The following is a 20,060-nucleotide window of genomic DNA, read 5'->3' on the forward strand; positions in this document are numbered from 1 at the left end:
GTACAACGGTTTTCAAGACCGCCGCAATCGACCACTCTGCCACCTCTCCAAAACTCCTTCCGAAGTGCTTTATTTCTTAAAAGCGTTGCAAAGGTATCGTTTTTTTTTGAATATACAAACATTTGCACAAAAAAAATTTGTTTTTTATCAAAAAAAGTATTCAAAGGACTGACAACACATAAAAAATCATATAAGGAAACAGCTATGAATAATAAATATTATAAAAATGCGTATCTTTGCAAAAACATTATCAACTCTTAATTTTATTGTAACAAATGACAAAAAAATTATTGTTTTGCTGGCTATTGTCAGTTATCTTAACCTTACCGGCTCTAGCACAAATACAAGAGCCTATAAAATTCAAAACTGAATGGAAACAAAATTCAGACACTGAAGCTGAAATAGTATTTAATGCCAAAATAGAAAAGGGATGGCATGTGTATTCAACAGAATTGGGAGACGGAGGGCCAATCTCGGCTACTTTCAATATAGATAAAATTGAAGGAGCAGAAACCATTGGGAAGCTAACTCCGGTAGGTAATGAAATAAATGAAATGGATCCTATATTTGGAATGAAAGTAAGATATTTCAAGGATAATGCGGCTTTCATTCAGAAAATTAAAATCACCGACAAGAACTATAGTATTAAAGGATATTTGGAGTATGGAGCTTGTAACGATGAGAATTGCCTCCCTCCTACCAGTGTTGATTTCAACTTCAATGGAACAGGTGTCATAGCCTCAAATGACAATAAAGATGAGAATAATGAGACTACAATTAATACAAATCAGGAACTGGAATTGTCACCTCTAAAAATAGGAAACTCTGAAAAGGTAGATTACTGGAAGCCTGTTATTAATGAATTGAACAGTTTCGGCGAACATACAGGAGAAGAGTCTATGTCATGGATATACATATTCCTTACAGGATTGGCTGGGGGACTACTTGCATTATTTACTCCATGCGTATGGCCAATCATTCCTATGACTGTAAGTTTCTTCCTCAAGCGTACCAAGGACAAAAAGAAAGGCATTCGTGACGCATGGACCTACGGTGCTTCAATTGTAGTCATCTATCTTACTCTTGGACTTGCCATAACACTTATTTTCGGCGCAAGCGCACTTAATGCATTATCTACTAATGCAGTATTCAACATTCTGTTCTGCCTGATGCTTTTGGTATTTGCTGCATCATTCTTTGGAGCATTCGAGATTACTCTACCTTCAAAATGGAGCAATGCTGTTGACAGCAAGGCTGAACAGACTACAGGACTTTTGAGTATATTCCTTATGGCATTCACATTATCTCTCGTGTCATTTTCATGTACAGGTCCTATTATCGGTTTTTTACTAGTAGAGGTTTCTACTACAGGTAGTGTTGTAGCTCCAGCTATCGGTATGCTTGGATTTGCCATTGCACTAGCATTGCCTTTCACGCTTTTTGCCCTGTTCCCGTCATGGCTTAAATCAATGCCAAAATCAGGAGGTTGGATGAATGTTATTAAAGTTACATTAGGATTCCTAGAGTTAGCATTTGCATTGAAATTCCTTTCAGTGGCAGACCTCGCTTACGGATGGAGAATACTCGACCGTGAAACATTCCTCGCTTTGTGGATAGTAATCTTCGGACTTTTGGGAATGTACCTGTTAGGAAAAATCAAATTCCCTCATGATGATGACGAGCAGAAAGTAAGTGTACCTAGATTTTTCATGGCTCTTATATCTCTAGCATTCGCTATTTATATGATACCAGGTCTTTGGGGAGCCCCACTAAAAGCAGTCAGTGCATTCGCTCCTCCTATGCAGACACAGGATTTCAACCTTTACAAGAATGAAGTTCACGCCAAATTTACAGACTACGAAGCTGGTATGGAATATGCTAGAATGAATAAGAAACCTGTTATGATTGACTTTACAGGATATGGATGCGTAAACTGTCGAAAAATGGAACTTGCCGTATGGACAGACCAGAACGTAAGTAAATTACTGACAGAAGACTATGTCCTGATTACTTTGTATGTTGACGATAAAACTAAACTTGAAGAGCCTATAACCGTTACAGAAAATGGTAAAGAAAGAACATTGCGTACCGTAGGCGATAAATGGAGCTACCTGCAACGTTCAAAATTTGGAGCCAACGCACAACCATTCTATGTACTTGTGGACAATGAAGGTATGCCTCTGAACAAATCATATTCATACGATGAAGACATCAATCTATATATAGATTTCCTTAAAACCGGTTTAAAGAATTACCAAAAATAAACAATCAGAAAGATGATTTCAAAATCAGAAAGAGAGCAAATAATTGCCCTGATAAAGAAAGAAGTTGTTCCTGCGATAGGTTGTACAGAACCTATCGCAGTAGCTCTTTGTGTAGCTAAAGCTACAGAAACATTAGGAAAAAGGCCTGAAAAAATTTCAGTACTACTTAGTGCTAATATTCTGAAGAATGCAATGGGAGTTGGAATTCCAGGCACTGGAATGATAGGACTTCCTATAGCTATAGCATTGGGAGCAATTATCGGAAAATCCGATTATCAGCTTGAAGTATTAAAAGATTGTACACCTGAAGCGGTGGAAGAAGGCAAAAAAATGATTGACTCACAAGCCATAGAAATAGGACTAAAATATGGTATCGAAGAAAAATTGTATATTGAAGTAAAATGTTCGTCCGAAAAAGATGAAGCAACAGCGATAATAAGCGGTGGACATACTAACTTCGTATATGTAAGCAAGAATAACAATGTAATTCTGAATGAAAAAATTGCAGGTGAAAGTGAGTTGAATGATGATGAACTTAATCTCAGTTTACATAAAGTTTATGAGTTTGCCACTACAGCTCCACTTGATGAGATAAGATTTATTCTTGAATCAAAACGCCTTAATAAACAAGCTGCAGAACGTTCTCTTAAAGGTCATTACGGACATGAGTTAGGTAAGACACTGATGGAATGTAAAAATGAAAGAGATATTATGGGGAATAATACTTTTACCCATATACTTTCTTATACATCAGCCGCATGCGACGCACGTATGGCAGGTGCTATGATTCCCGTAATGAGCAATTCCGGAAGTGGTAATCAGGGGATCGCTGCAACAATGCCTGTAGTAGTTTATGCCGAAGACAATAATAAGACAGAAGAAGAACTCATACGTGCCCTTACGTTGAGTCACCTTACTGTAATTTATATCAAGCAGAGTTTGGGACGTCTCTCTGCATTATGTGGATGTGTAGTTGCGGCTACAGGTAGCAGTTGTGGTATAACTTATCTCATGGGTGGAGAATATCAGCAAATAGTTTATGCCGTTCAAAATATGATAGCCAATCTTACAGGTATGATTTGCGACGGAGCAAAACCTAGTTGTGCATTGAAATTAACTAGTGGCGTATCAACTGCAGTGCTATCAGCAATTATGGCAATGGAACAGAAGTGTGTAACATCAGTAGAAGGTATAATAGAAGACAACGTAGACTTGAGTATCAGAAACCTGACTAGAATAGGTTCTGTGGGAATGAACGAAACAGACAAGGTCGTTTTGGACATAATGACTCACAAGTCTTGCGAATACTAAATTTATACAATCAATACACAACACAAAACTAAACACACTATGCACCCTACTGACGAATCTTATATACTTAAACTGATTGACGAAGGAGAACATGTCCATCAGGACTTTAAATTCGCGATTTCGGATGCAAGAAAAATAGCCAAAAGTATATCCGCCTTCTCAAATACTGAAGGTGGAAGACTTTTGATTGGAGTAAAAGATAACGGAAAAATAGCAGGCGTACGCTCTGAAGAAGAAATATACATGATTGAGGCCGCCGCAAAAATGTATTGCAAACCTGAAGTAAATATATCGAACAAAATATATCGAGTTCAGGGCAAAGATATTCTTGAAGTTACTATAGAAGAGAGTAAAAACAAACCAGTCTGCGCTATCGATACTGAAAACAAGGCATGGGCATACGTCAGAATAAAAGATGAGAATATTCTGGCTGATACTGTTTTCTTAAACAGGTGGAAATATAACAAGGAAAATGAGAGAGTTATTGTAACATACTCAGAGAGAGAAAAACATCTTCTGAATGTATTGGAAAAAAATGGAGAACTGACATTAAACAAATGCAGTAAATTATCAAACATTCCAAGGATAACAACAAGCAGACTACTGGCTGATTTTATCAGATTTGAACTTGTAGAACAAATTTTCAGAGAACATACATTCTATTTCAGATTAAAAGAGGATATCACATTATAACATTTAATAATAAAGAACATTCAATTGATAATGAACATTGTAACAGATTTTATTAATCAGGCAAACGACATTCTTTGGACATACATACTTATAGCAATGCTACTGGGTTGTGCACTGTGGTTCAGCTTCAAGACCAGATTTGTACAATTCAGAATGATTGGCGAGATGATAAGACTGCTCGGCGATTCTACAGCAAAAATAGATGGACACGAAAAACACATATCATCATTTCAGGCATTTACTATTTCCCTGGCCAGCCGTGTAGGGACAGGCAATCTCGCAGGTGTAGCTACAGCAATAACTGTAGGTGGCCCGGGAGCCATATTCTGGATGTGGATTATCGCTCTTCTTGGGGCTAGCAGTGCTTTCGTAGAATCAACACTGGCACAACTCTTTAAAATTAAAAGCAAACATTCATACATCGGAGGTCCGGCATATTATATGGAGAAAGGACTGAAAAAACGCTGGATGGGAATTATATTTGCCGTACTAATAACAATTACATTCGGGTTTGCATTTAATTCTGTTCAAAGTAATACTATTTGTGCGGCTTTTGATAGCGCGTTCAATATACCTCCCATTTATATGGGAATTGGAATTACCACACTCACTATAATCATAATATTCGGCGGTGTACACTGGATTGCCAATGTAAGCAGTATACTTGTTCCAATAATGGCATTGGGGTACATTTTTCTTGCACTTTATATAGTAATAAGTAACATCATTCACTTGCCATACATAATAAACCTTATAATAAAAAACGCCTTCGGTATGGAACAGGCTATCGGTGGAGGTATAGGCGCAGCTTTGATGCAGGGAATAAAAAGAGGACTGTTTAGCAATGAGGCCGGTATGGGTTCTGCTCCAAACGCAGCAGCTACAGCACACGTAACCCACCCTGCAAAACAAGGATTTATACAAGCACTTGGAGTATTCACCGACACATTGCTAATATGTACCTGTACAGCTTTTATTATAATATTCAGTGGTAAGAATCTAAATGCTGGACTTGACGGAATACAACTCACACAAGCTGCACTAAATAGCCAAATTGGAAACATCGGAAGTACATATATAGCAATTGCTATATTATTTTTCGCATATAGCAGTATTCTAGGAAATTATTATTACGGTGAGGCTAACATAAGATTCATTACCAAGAATCAGAGTGTAGTACAAATCTACCGTATACTTGTAGGAGGAATGGTTTTTTTTGGTTCTATCGCAAGCCTAAATTTGGTATGGAGCCTTGCCGACATCACAATGGCGCTTATGGCAATATGTAATCTAATAGCAATTATAATGCTTGGCAAATACGCATTCAGACTACTAGATGACTATATGGATCAAAAAAAGAAAGGTATTAAGAGTCCTGTCTTCTCTAAAGAAAAAATGAAAGACATCGAAGAAGACATTAGTTGTTGGTAATATCGCTGACACCAGTCGGCAAAAAAAACATAAATACACATCAAAATAGAACAACTATCAGATTATTGTGAACTGCATGTTATATACAATACATTGAAAACATTAATACTCTAAATCAATTTATTTCACTATATTTGCAACTGGAAAAACAAATAACATTTAAATATATGAGTATATTTTCAAAACTATTCGGAAAGAAAAACAACGAAAATGCCGAAGGCCCTGTAAGAGTAGGTGGAATGGAAGATTTTATGACTCTTATCAGAGTTTATTACCAAGCTGTTATGGCCGCACAAATGGGTATAAGCAATATTAACTTTCTTCCAGATCTAGCAGTATTCAAACGTACGTTGAAAGTTCCCACTCAGAATAACAAACTGGGAATAGCTGAGAAATCTCGCTGTAAAAAAATGCTGATAGAGATTTATGGTCTTAACGACAATTTCTTTAAAGAAATAGATGCATCAGTAAAGAAAAACTGTAAGAACGTTAACGACATCAAGTCTTACCTGTTTATGTTCCAAGGATTCAGCCAGGACTTAATGATGGTCATAGGAAATCTTATGCAGTGGAAATTCCGCATGCCAACCTTACTGAAAAAAATGCTTCGTAATATGACAGAAAAAACCATTGACGACATCCTTACTAAAACAGATTGGAAAGACGATGGTGTACGAAAAACTTGTCACAACATCCGCCAATACAAACATGCATTGGGGTATTCACAGGAATGGATGAACGATTATGTATATAACATCGTTCTTTTGGCAAAAAAAGAGCCTAAACCAAAAGCATAAACTTATATAAAAACAAATTAAGGCGGAGTAGGTATTTCATAATATCAACCCCGCTTTTTATTTATATTCCGACATGAACAACCATATAGAAATAGAACGGCATCCACTTGAGCCGTTCCTCCCTCCAAATGCATCACTACTTATGCTTGGTAGTTTTCCTCCGCAGCGAAAAAGATGGAGTATGGACTTCTTCTACCCTAACCTACAAAACGATATGTGGAGAATATTCGGTTATATTTTCTTCAACGACAAAGAACATTTCCTTACTGAAAACAAAAAAGCATTTGACAAACCAAAATTGGAAACATTTCTTAAACAGAAAGGAGTAGCATTATACGATACTGCAACAGCTGTAATAAGACTGCAGGACAATGCTTCGGACAAATTTCTTGAAGTTGTAGAGCCTACAGATATAGAAACTTTATTAATACAGTTGCCAAACTGTAAAGCTATAATAACTACAGGACAGAAAGCTACCGACATAATATGCAATTATTTCTCAGTCGATCAGCCTGCAATTGGTGAAAAAACGGAAATATTATTTCATGACAGGACTATTTCACTATACAGAATGCCATCATCAAGCAGAGCATATCCATTAAAGCTTGAAAAAAAATCAGATCTATACGCCAAGGTTTTCAATGAGTTACACATTTAGCATAAAATAAAATTGATTTTTCTTACAAGAAAAACTTGTCAATTTAAAAAAAAGTACTACCTTTGCACACGCAAACACGGGAATAGCTCAGTTGGTAGAGCATCGGTCTCCAAAACCGAGTGTCGGGAGTTCGAGCCTCTCTTCCCGTGCGAAAGTAAAAAGCTGTAACTCAACGAGTTGCGGCTTTTGTTGTTTTATACCCGGGACGAAATCGGGACGCAAATTTTCTGATCAACGTAAAAAAACTAAGTAATTCATACAACCACACGATATATCTGAAAACCAAAAACATACTATAAAATTCTATATAAAAAAAATTGCCCATACAGATTTTCTGTACAGGCAAAACTTATCTCATAAAACAATTATTTCATATAACAAAAAGATTACTTCTTGACAATAATGCAGCTCCAACAGCATTAGCCTTATCCTTCAATTCAGACAATACAATATCAGAATCACGATACATCATATTCAGAGTATGCTTTCTTATAGCTGATATTACAGGATGCAAAAGATAATCACCAACTCTTGAGAGGTCTCCACCAATAATAACTTGTTCAGGATTAAATATATTAATCAAACCACCAATATGACGTCCAAGCTTCTGACCTATTTCCTCAACCAATTCTATTGCCAACACATCCTCTCTGTCTACAGCATTGAATATATCATCAAGTTCTATATCCTCTATAGATTTTTCCTTAAGTATAACAGAACTTTCACCATTCTTAAGCCTTTCTATGAATTTTCTATACAGAGCCGAACAAGATACCTCCGTTTCTATACAGCCTTTCTTTCCACAATGACATATTTGCTGATTATCGTATCCGAAATTGTGACCGAACTCACCTGCAAACCCAGACATACCATTATACAACTTTCCATCTATAATTATACCCATACCCAATCCCCAACTCAGATTTATAAATATAACATTCTTAGGGCATTTCACTGAGTGCATCATATATTCACCGTATGCTGTTGTTCTGCTGTCATTATCAACACAAGCATTTATTCCTATTCTATCTGTAATCATTTCACTGATTGGAGTCTGGGCAAAATTAAATGTTCCATAACTACATCCTGTAACAGGATTCACACGACCATGCAATGCAACACAAACATTAAGATATTTTTCTTTCTTGTATGGTAATGAATTTATGTACGACAAAATCTCATCACACATTTTATCCAGACACTCAACTGTATTTTCACGTTTGAAAGGTATACGTGTCTTATAATCAACTATTTCCCCTCTAAAATTTACTACACAGAAACTAAGATACTTCTGAGCAGCCTCAACACCTAAGAAATAACAAGCATCAGGGTTTAAACCATATAAATTAGGATGTCTTCCACCATTAGTTTCTAGTTTTCCATTATCATCAACATATCCATCTTCACACATTTCATCCACCAGTTTGGTTATGGTTGGAATACTTAAATCCATATCTTTAGATAGGTCAGTAATCGTAGCATCACCATTATATATAAAATGTGTAATTATACGACGTTTCATCGTTGCACTTTTTGTGCCTTTCTTAATTTCATCCAATAGCCTCTGTCCCATATTTATAGTTTTTATAGTATATGCCACAAAAATAATAGTTTTTTTTAATATCCTACCATTAAAAAATCTTTTTTTTTATTTGCCTTTCTAATTTATGATAGGTATCTTTGCATAGTTATCAAAATATTTCATATACAAGCATATAGTTAACTAAATTAATAAACTAATAAAACCAAAAAATCATGAGAGTAATTATCGAACCAGACTATCAGTCTATTTCAAATTGGGCTGCTAATTATGTTGCTAATAAAATCAATGCTGCTAATCCTACAAAAGAAAAGCCTTTCGTTTTGGGTCTCCCTACAGGTTCATCTCCACTTGGAATGTACAAAGCCCTGATTGAACTGAACAAACAGGGTAAGGTATCATTCAAGAACGTCGTTACATTCAATATGGACGAATACGTAGGTCTTCCTGAATCACACCCTGAAAGTTATCACTCTTTCATGTTCAATAACTTCTTCAATCATATAGACATCTGTAAAGAGAATATACATATACTGAACGGTAACGCAGCTGATCTTGAAGCTGAATGCGCCAACTACGAAAAAGAAATCGAAAAATTCGGTGGTATAGATTTGTTCCTTGGTGGTATCGGTCCTGACGGACACATTGCATTCAACGAACCGGGTTCATCACTTACATCACGTACACGTGTAAAGACTCTTACAACAGATACAATCATCGCAAACTCACGTTTCTTCGACAATGATGTAAACAAAGTTCCTAAGACAGCTCTTACAGTAGGTGTAGGTACTGTTCTTTCTGCAAAAGAAGTATTGATTATCTGTAACGGTCACAACAAGGCACGCGCATTACAGCATGCAGTAGAAGGTGGTATCACACAGATGTGGACTATCAGTGCTTTGCAGATGCACCAACACGGTATCATCGTATGCGACGAAGCTGCTACAGACGAACTTAAAGTAGGTACATACAAATACTTTAAGGATATAGAGAAAAACAATCTTTAATAACTTAAAAAACGAGAGTTTATGCGTACAAACCTAACATCGCAAATCTCATTGAACAATGTATCAACACGTTATTACAAGCCTGAAAATGCTGTTGAACGTTCGGTAATCACAAGATTCGAAAAGATTACAACAAACATTTTCGAATCAATGGACGAAGGGACACAGCATATTGCAGATGAAATAATAGCAAAGATACAGGACAGACAGCGTGAAGGAAAATTCTGTACAATAGCATTAGGTACAGGATCATCACTACGCCCATTGTTCACAGAACTGATTCGCCGTCATAAAGACGAAGGCGTAAGCTTCAGAAATGTCATCTTGTTCAATCTGTATGAATTCTATCCTATAAACGAAGGTGCCGGAAGTACTTTCAGCCATCTGATGAAACAGTTCATCTCGCAGGTTGACATTGACAGACAGAATATCTTCACAATGGAAGGCAGCATTCCACAGGATGCAATAATCGACCATTGCAGACTATACGAACAAAGAATACAGACATTCGGAGGTATAGATATTGCTATTCTGGGAATAGGAAGAAAAGGAATCATAGGTATGAACGAACCAGGTTCGCAGGCCAGCTCATCTACACGCCTGATATTGCTTGACAGTACTTCACGTTCGGAAGCAGCTCACAACCTTGGTGTTGACAATCTTCCTCCTTGCTCCATTACAATGGGTATCAAAACCATTCTTGGTGCAAGAAAAGTATTCCTGCTAGCATGGGGTGAGGACAAAGCAGAAATCATACGCAAGACTGTAGAAGAAAAAATTACAGACACACTGCCTGCTTCATACCTTCAGATGCACACAAATGCAGTGGTATGCACAGACCTTGCTGCCGCAGCTTATCTGACAAGAATACAACGCCCTTGGCTGGTTACAAACTGCGAATGGAACAACAAGCTTATCAGAAGCGCTATTGTTTGGTTGTGTCAGACATTAGGCAAACCTATCCTGAAACTGACCAACAAGGATTACAACGACAACGGTCTGAGCGAACTTCTAGCTCTTTACGGTTCTGCATATAACGTAAACATCAAAGTATTCAACGACCTTCAGCACACTATCACAGGATGGCCGGGCGGAAAACCTAACGCTGACGACACTTACCGCCCAGAAAGAGCAAAACCATTCCCTAAAAGAGTTATCGTATTCTCTCCACACCCTGACGACGATGTCATTTCAATGGGTGGAACACTGAGACGACTTGTTCAGCAGGGACATGAAGTACACGTAGCATACCAGACTTCAGGAAATATTGCCGTAGGCGATGAAGAAGTTGTAAGATTCATGCACTTCATCAATGGTTTCAATCAGTTGTTCGACGACAACCAGAACCAGACCATCAGCGACAAGTACGCCGAAATAAAGAAGTTCTTTGCCGAAAAGAAAGAAGGTGATATGGACTCGAGAGACATTCTTACTATCAAGGGACTCATCCGTAGAGGTGAAGCACGTACAGCATGTACATACAACAATATTCCTTTGTCAAGATGTCACTTCCTCGACCTTCCTTTCTACGAAACCGGTAAGATAGAAAAGAACCCTATCAGCCTGCCTGATATTGAAATAGTACTCAACCTTCTGAGAGAAGTGAAACCTCATCAGATTTATGTGGCAGGCGATTTGGCCGATCCGCACGGAACTCACAGAGTATGTACCGATGCCGTATTTGCAGCTATCGACGAAGAGAAGAACGCCGGTGCAGAATGGCTTAATGACTGTAGAATATGGATGTATCGTGGAGCATGGGCAGAATGGGAAATAGAGAACATCGAAATGGCTGTTCCTCTGAGTCCAGAAGAGCTACGCGCTAAACGCAACTCAATCCTCAAGCATCAGTCGCAGATGGAAAGCGCACCATTCCTTGGCAACGACGAACGTCTGTTCTGGCAAAGAAGTGAAGACCGTAACCGCGGAACTGCATCTCTTTACGACGGATTGGGACTTGCATGTTACGAAGCAATGGAAGCATTCGTTGAATACAAGCCTCTATAAATATTATTTTTAATACAATAATAAAATCCTGCAAGGCTTAAATGGTTTGCAGGATTTTTTTTAAGACACAATTATGTTCAGACATCTAATATTTTCGATAAGCATGGTCTCAGTATGCATGCTGTCGACAAGTTGCAATAATGAAAAACATTTCATAAACGATTCGGATTATAGAGCAAAAGTTGAAAATGACTTTGCAGAAAAAAAGACAATTCTGAAAAACGGAAAACTGTTCGATATTTTCAATGAGAATATTGCTACAGAAGAAAAAGAAGCACTTCAGTTCCTTTATGCCTATATGACTCTAAGTGATATTGCCGACCACTCAGGAGAATACTATCTTGATAATATCCGTCTTTCGTTCAAGATAAGAGAGGCATCATCATGGGGGAAGAATATTCCTGAAGATATTTTCAGACACTTTGTCCTCCCAATAAGAGTAAATAACGAGAACCTGGATAATTCCAGAGAATATATACAAAACGAATTGTGGCCAAGAGTCAAGAACCTGTCAATGTACGACGCAGTGCTTGAAGCAAACCACTGGTGTCACGAGAAAGCCATTTATACACCTTCAGACAGCCGTACAAGTTCACCTATGGCAACAATAAAGACAGCTTACGGAAGATGTGGAGAGGAATCTACGCTCCTTGTTGCTGCACTCCGTGCCATAGGCATTCCGGCACGTCAGGTATACACTCCACGCTGGGCACACACAGACGACAACCATGCATGGGTAGAAGCATGGGTGGACGGCAAATGGTATTTCCTCGGAGCATGCGAACCTGAACCTGTTCTTAATTTGGGTTGGTTCAACTCGCCAGCCAGCAGAGGAATGCTGATGCACACAAAGGTTTTCGGTTCATATAACGGGAAAGAAGAGAAAATGCTTCAGACCGCTAACTATACAGAAATAAATATCATAGAAAATTATGCGGACAAATCGTCTGTCACAGTTACTGTAAAAGACGATAAAGGAAATACTGTAGAAGGGGCAAACGTAGAATTCAAGCTATACAACTATGCAGAATTCTTCACTGTATACAAGCAAAAAAGCAATACACAAGGACAGGTTTCACTTTCAGCCGGTCTTGGAGACATGATGGTCTATGTTTCGCATGGCGACAAGTTTGGTTTAAGAAAAGTTTCGTTCGGAAAAGACAAAGCGGTTGACATCATATTAGAACACAATGTGAACGATACCTATTCCGAGAATATGGTTATAGTTCCTCCTGCAGAAAACGCAAAAATTCCTTCAGTAACAGAGGAACAGCGCAAAGAAAATGACTTCAGAATGCATCAGGAAGATTCTATCAGGAACGCATATTTAGCAACATTCCCTAATAAAGACGTTATTGATAAATTTGCTGAAGACAACAGCCTGCAATACGAAGACATACAGGGATTCATCGTTAAGTCTAGGGGAAATTATGCAGAAATTATGAGATTCCTGAGTAACTCCTCACAAAACAAAATGTCTAGAAGAGCAATCGAATTATTGAAGAGCATAACCGACAAAGATTTGAGAGATACACCATGCAGCGTTCTTGAAGATCATCTATACAATACTTCAGAAGATGCCAGTTCGGAATATGTACTTTGTCCACGTGTAGCAAATGAATTACTCACCTCCTATCGTTCTTTCCTGCAGAAAGAGATACCGGAAAGTCTGAAAGCCAAGTTCACATCGGATCCTCAAACACTGGTTAAATGGTGTTCAGACAGTATAACCATAAGAAATGACCTGAACAAAGGTGGTGCTCCTACATCCCCTATCGGCACATGGAAATGCAGAGTTGTTGATTCCCAATCACGAGAGATATTCTTTGTAGCAGCAGCCAGAAGTCTCAATATCCAGGCATGGAAAGATCCTGTGACTGGAAACATCTATTACATAGACCGTGGCAATACCAATCAGGTTAACTTCGAAATATCAGAAACATCAAAAACTCCGGAAGGTACTCTGAAAGCTACATACAAAGCTATCCCAAGACTCGATAATCCTAAATACTATACCCACTTCACTATATCAAAATATGAAGATGGCAGCTTCAAGCTGTTGAACTATCCTGAGGATGCGACATGGAGTTCATTACTCAAGAACGGTCTTAAGATAGAAGAAGGATTTTATATGCTCACAACAGGTAGCCGAGTTGCAAACGGAAGCGTAATGAGTAATGTTTCATTCTTCACTGTAGAAAAAGATAAAGAAACAAGAATAGAACTTACTATGCGTGATAATGCCGAGGAAATAAGAGTTATAGGAAACTTCAACTCTGAGCTTAAATACACTGATATCGCTACAGAAACTGAAACCTCTATTCTTTCAACAACCGGAAGAGGTTATTTCGTTATCGGAATACTTGGTCCAGGACAGGAACCTACAAACCACGCACTGAAAGACATAGAAATCAAAAAGGAAGAGTTTGAAAAATGGGGACGAAAAATGATACTTTTATTCCCGGACGAAAAGTCTTACAGGAAATTCTCTCCAACCGATTTTCAAAATCTTCCTTCAAATATAGTTTATGGTATAGACGCCCATAATGCTATACGAAACGAAATTTCACAGAACATGAAACTTTCGAACGGCGGTCAGCTGCCGATATTCATTATAGGTGATACATTCAATCGTGTAGTTTTCCAAATTGACGGCTACACCATAGGTACAGGTGAACAGCTTATCAAGACCATCAACGGTCTGTAAGCTCACTGATTGTGTTTCGTACACGGGCTGCGGTAGTTACCGGAGTGAGATACTCATCTACCGTCACTGTTCCTCCCATAGACAGAGCCGGATTGCGATATAGCATCCGGCTTTCTTTATTTTCGCGTGCAGAAAAATGGAATTCCGAAGCACCAGTATTCGCAGCCAGATTACGAATATTTTTCTCATTAACTCCACAACCGGGCATAATGATGATTCTACCTGCTGCCTGTTTCACGAGTGAAGCCAATAATTCGGCTCCCTCGGCTGCCGTAGGTTGCTGACCGGAAGTAAGTATCCTTGATACTCCCATACCAATAAGACTCTCCATAACATCTTGAGGACAACGCACATAATCGAATGCACGATGGAATGTAATACTCATACCTTCTGCAGCCTTGACCAAACGTTCCATTGCAGGCATATCCAGTTCTGCTTCAGGAGTCAGACAACCGAACACCACTCCATCTGCGCCTGCATCCTTCACGGCACGTATATCCTCTTCCATAATATCCAATTCCAATGGAGAATAGACAAAATCTCCTCCACGCGGACGTATAATGACATGCAATTTTATATCCAATACACGTCTGGCCAGCTTAACTTCACCTATTGAAGGGGTAGTTCCTCCTTCAGGCATTGATGCACAGAGTTCAACACGATGTGCTCCACCTTCCTGAGCAGCAATACAACTTTCTACCGAATTAGCACAAATTTCAAAAGAATATTCCATAAACTGATTATTTTTATTTAGGCAAAGTAACATTAAAATATTTACATTCCACAGCTTTTAATTATAAAATAATAGACTGGAAAAATATGAATTATATCTTTATAAACTCTATTACATCACCAACTTCTGTTTCCATTTCAATAATACAGTCTTTTATAACGTAATTCTTATTATCATTAATCTTAAAATCACCATCAAAAGGAAGAGCCATACGCAACTTACATCCCTTTTCAGACAAGATACGTACTCGTTCTACTTTCCCCTCTTTCATTACTGCACTAATCACAAAGGCTCCCATTGCACGCAGTTTTTCAAACGAAACATCTTTCCAACAATCAGGAATTGCAGGAAATATACGAACAACCCCCGTATGACTCTGTAAAAGCATCTCCTGAACACCAGCAGCAAAAGCCATATTACCTTCAAGAGTAAAAGGACGATAAGTAAACTTTGATTTACCAGAATGGCTCTGATCGCCGTTTGCGTGAAAACCATTACGAAGACAAAAACACTCAGCAAATGTATGTAAGGCTTCTGCCGCACCATCACCATCAAAAGCACGTGCCTTGAGATTTGCAAGCCAACTATATGAATAACCTGTCCACCAGTCAGGACCATACTTGTCAAGTTTTGCTATACTTGCATCAATCAATGCAGCATCCTTATCTCCATTAGATTTATCTATCAAACCAAGAGGATGAATCGCAAGAAGATGAGAAAAATGGCGATGTGAAGCATTATAATCAAATCCTTTAGCTATACTCAGGGAACCTTCATCATCTACTAAATAAGGAGGCAACTCTGATTCTAGAGAAGACCAATGAGCGGCCTCCTCTTTCAAATTAAGTTCAGAAGCCATCTCTGATGCTGCACGAAAAGCAAATCGTACAAGTCCTCTATCGAAATTAGTCATTTCATGAAACCATGCCTCAAGCCTATTGTCATTAAACTCAGGAGAAGAACTCAAAGGTAAAGTCCTAACACTGTTCCTAATAACAGTAAACTGTTCAAGATAGGTTGCAACATCCTTCATATAAGGATAAGCACGATTTTTCAAGAACTCACGGTCTTGAGAGTATTTCCAATGAAGATAGAAATGCTGAGAGAGCCAAGCTGATACTGTAGGTCCTAGAGCATACTGGCACCACCCCCCCATAGGACGTCCAAGAAGAGTACATACTCCTGGGACATTAAGACCTTCTGTACCAAAATACTGTTTTGTATATAACTTATTTTCTTCAACTTGATTCCATAATGTATGAAGATAACCATATCCTTCCTTAAGATAATTACCAGTATAAAACGGCCAATAACTCAATTGAGTATTTAAGTCGTGGTGATAGTCACCTTTCCATGGTGGAAGCTGACCATTGTCGGCTGTCCATACAGACTGAAGAGATATTGGATAAGAATTATCACGGGCAATACATCCCATTTTGTAAACCTCATTATAGTACTGCTTTTCTATTACCTTATCCGGTATACTTATGGAAGAACGGTTATTGAAATCATTCCACCAGGACAGATGACTATCATAATATGCAGAAATTCCTTTAGTCATTGCGCTATCCACAATAGATAAAGCATCTCCTCCTGACAAAGAAGATGTTACACTCCATACACCAACAAGACTATTACCGATATGTTCCCATTTCAGTGCCACATCATAGAAAAAACTCTCCCATCCCTTCTGATGATACAATATCTTGTTTTTACCTATATGTTCTATATTTCCTTGTTCATAACCTAGCTTCCATAAACCATGTGAACTCTGATCATTGGCTTTGTTTACAACCTCCTTGTTGTATGAAGGAGGAACAAGCAATGGGAAAAAATCATCTGGTACTCCATTAAAAACAAACCAACCCAACGGTTCTTCCGCGTGAATAAAGCATTTCATCGTCTTTCCGGATTCCCATACAACCTCACAAACTCCTTGTTTCTGATAGAGGTGTATATTTTTAACCTTATCAGTACTATCTAAAGGAAACTCTAAAGCAGCACAAGGTATTTTTGACGGTCCTGGATATGCATCATAAGGATAGTCAAAACGTCTCTGAACCGGTTGATAATCCTTCTTCTGTACCTGATTATACAACCACTTAAACGAGAAGTCATTACCTTCTAGTTCCTTTGAGTGACGCAAGTCCCATAAATCAACCCTGTCTATTGACATTCGTAGACAATTTCCCTTCTGCCATACCAAAGACCCTAAGGTGGCATTTCCCAAAGGCATTGCCTCATCCCATACATTGGCAAGATTATCAAACTCAAGGTCATAAACATCAGAAACTACAGATAAATCTGTATTACTTGTATTACCACAAGCTACCAAAATTCCCATCAAAGGCAACAAAAATTTTTCTTTCTTCATTTGTCTTATTTTATCTAAATTTTAGAAATTCGTTAAGAATTAGCCTGACCTTAGTAGTTTAAGCAATAAATAACACCCTGTCTATAAATAACCTATCCAAGATGCCACAACTTGAGATATAAGGAGGATATATTTGAAGAAAACTTCACTAATGATTGAATTGTGAATACAAATCAGTAAAATTTAGTTGAAAAAATCTATTCTAGAAACATCCATAACACTCATATTGAAGAGTATTGATAAGATTCATTATACCACTAAATATATTCATTGCATTCATGAAACTATTTTCAATAAGTTTGTGTATATCTTTAACTAATTTAAAAACAAACAAATAGTCACATTTGTATTGTTTAATGAGTTTTTCTTTAGTTACACCCTAAAAGTAGAAAAAATCATAATCTATTAATAATTATAAAATTACGTCTTTCTATCTTATCTATGCTTTATTCTCTTTTTCGCTTACGATTCTTATTACTTAACATTTTATATTTGACATTTTTCACTATTCATTATATACATTTTCGAACAGACTTTAGCCTATTTTATATTTTACATCCAAATTTTCTATAAAATTAATCGAAGTATTATATATAAAAATAATATCCTGTAAGTTTCTGCTAAAAAATATTTTTATCATACTATTACCAAACTTTTATACGTATATCCGACAAAAATTCAAAAGGTCCTATTGTTGGATTTTGGGAACGAAGCTTTCCAAAATAATCTTTATCTATTACTATATTTGAACCATCAGACTCCTCAAATAAATAATTACTCAACTTTGTCCTTCCTAATTTTTTAGTATTAACAATTTCTGTCTTTTTGTTTTTTAAAATGCTAAAGTTGATTTTGTCAAATATCAGATAGACTTCATTTTCTGTTTCTTCAATTATAATTTGTGGATTAAAATTCTCTTCTACAATTCCTTGTATTTTGTCTTTCATAGGAAAAGCATATTTACCGAAAACATTATTCTCAGCATATATAGGCCATACACTTACATCATAAGGAGATAAACCATATCTTTTGTCTTTATCTTTATGTCCTAAAAAAATATTATTATAAAATCTATGATCACCACTCTTTATGTCTTTTATGCCCTTTATTTCAGTGGAGTGCTCTATATTATAAGGAACGTAACGATTATCGTCAAATCTGTTTATATTACTGGAAAAAAGATTATGTATTAATGATATTCCATCAGAATTTTCTCTAAAAGACTGCTTAGATAACATTATATTATTATCAATAATTATGGGGCCGTGACTAACCTCAATAAACACATCTTCATCTTTACATCTATACATTAGATTTGATGAAATTCTTGCTCCTTGGGCCATCCAATCAAGCCAAATTGCATAATGACCGGTATCATGTATCCTATTGTGATGTATATACACATCAATTGCTCCATGTAATTTTATTCCTGAAATTTCAGCTCCGTAAAATTGTTGTTTTGCATTAATATTATATATATGATTACCATATATTTCGCTGAACGCTCCTCCCATACTCCCTATTATTCCTCCTTGTTCACAATTAGATATAATATTGTTTCTTACGATATGTGAACCGATTCTACTTTTATTCCATCCATTACGTAAAGTATTAAATATAACTTCCATATAATGCGATGTACCATCCAAACGTTTGTCATTACAAGCCAAATTATGTCCTGTAGAACGTTCTTTTCCTAAACATATTCCTATACAACGAGAATTATTAATAATATTATTTTCTATAATCCATCCTTTACTCCAATGAGTGGAAACAATTCCTATTTGTTCATCCGTTGGAGCTCCCCATTGTGTAGCAGCTTGACTAACATGAAATCCTCTAAATGTAATATAATTAAGACCTTCTCTTGTAGGATAGAAACATGTGGGGCGAACAGTTATCTCTACTATCTCTTTATTTGGATTCAAATTTCCAAAATTTGCATATATTAACGTTTGATCAGATTTTACTTCAGCAAACCAAAATTTATCATATCCATATTTATCACGGATACTATAAATAATTTTAGGATTAAATACATCTTCTAAACTTTTTGCCTCATAAAGGGACACATTATTAAGATAAACATCACCTCTATGAAATGTCTTGTCATTTAACCAATCGCCATATATATTTTCTTGAAACGGATTAAAACAACCGAATAAAGAATTTGGTATTGTAACCATCCATACATTTTTACTTTTTCTTACTTTGGTCCATCCTTTTATTAATTCAGAACCTTTTATTTCTGCTTTCTCTCCTTCTGCAACTCTATACAATATACGTTCTTCGTCACTCCGGCCTCCATTTGCCGGATTAATCCATTCCCGATATACTCCTTCATGAACAGTTATTGTATCATTAGGCATAGCAATTTGCGCTGCTCTATTTATAGTTTTAAATGGATTTGGTGCACTACCATTATTAATATCACTGCCATTAGGAGATACATGATATTCTTTTGCGTTAACATTTAAAATAAATAGAAGCAAAATAAACAAAATGTTTTTCATGTTTATAATTTTTTGATTTGTAATT

13 protein-coding genes and 1 tRNA gene are annotated in these 20,060 nt (G+C 36.9%); 10 read left to right on the forward strand and 4 right to left on the reverse strand.

All coding sequences use genetic code 11. The annotated features are described in order from the left end of the window. The first annotated feature begins 275 nt into the window (after positions 1 to 275). The 7 genes from Q0486_RS04480 to Q0486_RS04510 all read left to right on the forward strand — a co-directional run bounded on the left by Q0486_RS04480 (position 276) and on the right by Q0486_RS04510 (position 7,303). Positions 276 to 2,264, forward strand: coding sequence for a cytochrome c biogenesis protein CcdA (locus Q0486_RS04480; protein ID WP_299230632.1), 1,989 nt, complete (start codon positions 276 to 278; stop codon positions 2,262 to 2,264). 12 nt (positions 2,265 to 2,276) lie between these two features. Further along, on the forward strand, positions 2,277 to 3,575 hold the full coding sequence (locus tag Q0486_RS04485) for an L-serine ammonia-lyase, iron-sulfur-dependent, subunit alpha (RefSeq protein ID WP_299230634.1): 1,299 nt from the start codon (positions 2,277 to 2,279) through the stop codon (positions 3,573 to 3,575). A 39-nt stretch (positions 3,576 to 3,614) separates the two neighbouring features. Then, the gene (locus Q0486_RS04490; RefSeq protein WP_299230636.1) at positions 3,615 to 4,268 is read left to right on the forward strand and encodes an RNA-binding domain-containing protein; all 654 of its coding nucleotides are present in this window, start codon (positions 3,615 to 3,617) and stop codon (positions 4,266 to 4,268) included. Between the two features lie 30 nt (positions 4,269 to 4,298). After that, positions 4,299 to 5,699, forward strand: a complete 1,401-nt coding sequence (locus tag Q0486_RS04495; RefSeq protein ID WP_299230638.1) for an alanine/glycine:cation symporter family protein — start codon at positions 4,299 to 4,301, stop codon at positions 5,697 to 5,699. 167 nt (positions 5,700 to 5,866) lie between these two features. Continuing rightward, on the forward strand, positions 5,867 to 6,496 hold the full coding sequence (locus Q0486_RS04500; protein WP_299230640.1) for a hypothetical protein: 630 nt from the start codon (positions 5,867 to 5,869) through the stop codon (positions 6,494 to 6,496). Between the two features lie 73 nt (positions 6,497 to 6,569). Further along, positions 6,570 to 7,154, forward strand: a complete 585-nt coding sequence (locus Q0486_RS04505; RefSeq protein WP_299230642.1) for a uracil-DNA glycosylase family protein — start codon at positions 6,570 to 6,572, stop codon at positions 7,152 to 7,154. Between the two features lie 76 nt (positions 7,155 to 7,230). Beyond that, positions 7,231 to 7,303 (forward strand) — tRNA-Trp (locus Q0486_RS04510). Between the two features lie 221 nt (positions 7,304 to 7,524). Here the strand turns inward: Q0486_RS04510 and Q0486_RS04515 are convergent. Further along, entirely contained in the window at positions 7,525 to 8,727 is a 1,203-nt protein-coding gene (locus Q0486_RS04515; RefSeq protein WP_299230644.1) for an ROK family transcriptional regulator, read from the reverse strand. Positions 8,728 to 8,909: 182 nt separating this feature from the next. Between Q0486_RS04515 and nagB the strand changes: the two genes are divergently transcribed. The 3 genes from nagB (at position 8,910) to Q0486_RS04530 (ending at position 14,415) form a co-directional block, all read left to right on the forward strand. Next, a complete protein-coding gene (gene nagB, locus Q0486_RS04520; RefSeq protein WP_299230646.1) occupies positions 8,910 to 9,701 on the forward strand; it encodes a glucosamine-6-phosphate deaminase in 792 nt (263 codons plus the stop codon). Positions 9,702 to 9,722: 21 nt separating this feature from the next. Beyond that, entirely contained in the window at positions 9,723 to 11,708 is a 1,986-nt protein-coding gene (locus Q0486_RS04525; protein ID WP_299230648.1) for a glucosamine-6-phosphate deaminase, read from the forward strand. A 103-nt stretch (positions 11,709 to 11,811) separates the two neighbouring features. Next, positions 11,812 to 14,415, forward strand: a complete 2,604-nt coding sequence (locus tag Q0486_RS04530) for a transglutaminase domain-containing protein (protein WP_299230650.1) — start codon at positions 11,812 to 11,814, stop codon at positions 14,413 to 14,415. Here the strand turns inward: Q0486_RS04530 and Q0486_RS04535 are convergent. From Q0486_RS04535 to Q0486_RS04545, 3 genes are all read right to left on the reverse strand, one after another. Next, complete coding sequence (locus Q0486_RS04535) at positions 14,402 to 15,148, reverse strand: copper homeostasis protein CutC (RefSeq protein WP_299230652.1); 747 nt, start codon at positions 15,146 to 15,148, stop codon at positions 14,402 to 14,404. The genes Q0486_RS04530 and Q0486_RS04535 overlap by 14 nt on opposite strands. Positions 15,149 to 15,239: 91 nt before the next feature. Then, positions 15,240 to 17,522, reverse strand: coding sequence for a glycoside hydrolase family 95-like protein (locus Q0486_RS04540; RefSeq protein ID WP_299230654.1), 2,283 nt, complete (start codon positions 17,520 to 17,522; stop codon positions 15,240 to 15,242). A gap of 644 nt (positions 17,523 to 18,166) precedes the next feature. Continuing rightward, positions 18,167 to 20,035, reverse strand: a complete 1,869-nt coding sequence (locus tag Q0486_RS04545) for a right-handed parallel beta-helix repeat-containing protein (protein WP_299230656.1) — start codon at positions 20,033 to 20,035, stop codon at positions 18,167 to 18,169. Positions 20,036 to 20,060: the final 25 nt, after the last annotated feature.

This window comes from uncultured Bacteroides sp., assembly GCF_937912035.1.
In the GTDB taxonomy this organism is placed as follows: domain Bacteria; phylum Bacteroidota; class Bacteroidia; order Bacteroidales; family Bacteroidaceae; genus Phocaeicola.

Excerpts from the sequence above, each read along its gene's own strand:
- Q0486_RS04480 (WP_299230632.1), top strand. The coding sequence starts at position 276 with ATGACAAAAAAATTATTGTTTTGCTGGCTATTGTCAGTTATCTTAACC.
- Q0486_RS04485 (WP_299230634.1), top strand. The coding sequence starts at position 2,277 with ATGATTTCAAAATCAGAAAGAGAGCAAATAATTGCCCTGATAAAGAAA.
- Q0486_RS04490 (WP_299230636.1), top strand. The coding sequence starts at position 3,615 with ATGCACCCTACTGACGAATCTTATATACTTAAACTGATTGACGAAGGA.
- Q0486_RS04495 (WP_299230638.1), top strand. The coding sequence starts at position 4,299 with ATGAACATTGTAACAGATTTTATTAATCAGGCAAACGACATTCTTTGG.
- Q0486_RS04500 (WP_299230640.1), top strand. The coding sequence starts at position 5,867 with ATGAGTATATTTTCAAAACTATTCGGAAAGAAAAACAACGAAAATGCC.
- Q0486_RS04505 (WP_299230642.1), top strand. The coding sequence starts at position 6,570 with ATGAACAACCATATAGAAATAGAACGGCATCCACTTGAGCCGTTCCTC.
- Q0486_RS04515 (WP_299230644.1), bottom strand. The coding sequence starts at position 8,727 with ATGGGACAGAGGCTATTGGATGAAATTAAGAAAGGCACAAAAAGTGCA.
- nagB (WP_299230646.1), top strand. The coding sequence starts at position 8,910 with ATGAGAGTAATTATCGAACCAGACTATCAGTCTATTTCAAATTGGGCT.
- Q0486_RS04525 (WP_299230648.1), top strand. The coding sequence starts at position 9,723 with ATGCGTACAAACCTAACATCGCAAATCTCATTGAACAATGTATCAACA.
- Q0486_RS04530 (WP_299230650.1), top strand. The coding sequence starts at position 11,812 with ATGGTCTCAGTATGCATGCTGTCGACAAGTTGCAATAATGAAAAACAT.
- Q0486_RS04535 (WP_299230652.1), bottom strand. The coding sequence starts at position 15,148 with ATGGAATATTCTTTTGAAATTTGTGCTAATTCGGTAGAAAGTTGTATT.
- Q0486_RS04540 (WP_299230654.1), bottom strand. The coding sequence starts at position 17,522 with ATGAAGAAAGAAAAATTTTTGTTGCCTTTGATGGGAATTTTGGTAGCT.
- Q0486_RS04545 (WP_299230656.1), bottom strand. The coding sequence starts at position 20,035 with ATGAAAAACATTTTGTTTATTTTGCTTCTATTTATTTTAAATGTTAAC.